Below are 295 nucleotides of genomic sequence, written 5' to 3'. Positions count from 1 at the left end.
CGCCGCCATAATGGTGGGGGAGCATGCCGTGGCCTTCGGGCTGGGCGCCATCGTGGTGGGCTGCGTGGTTCCCGCCGTGCTGTCCTTCCTGGCCATGTCCGGCAAGATTGCCGCCGACAGGACCATGGTGCTGGCCATTGTGGCTCTGGTGTGCGCCATTATCGGCACCCTGGTGTGGCGCGTGCTGCTCTACGAAGTAGCGGTGAACGCCCTCATCCAGTTCCAGTGGCCCCTGTAGCCCGTAGGTCACGCAAGAGGACGCCGTCTCTGGTCGGTCGGCGTCCTCTTTGAGAAG

General features: G+C 65.1%; 1 pseudogene. It reads left to right on the top strand.

Annotated features, from left to right (window positions below):
• Positions 1–238: pseudogene (locus PZH32_RS13225) on the top strand (hypothetical protein); the annotation flags it as partial.
• Positions 239–295: the final 57 nt, after the last annotated feature.

This window comes from Adlercreutzia equolifaciens, from assembly GCF_029076695.1.
GTDB lineage: Bacteria > Actinomycetota > Coriobacteriia > Coriobacteriales > Eggerthellaceae > Adlercreutzia > Adlercreutzia equolifaciens_A.
This window is presented reverse-complemented; position numbering and strand designations above follow the sequence as displayed.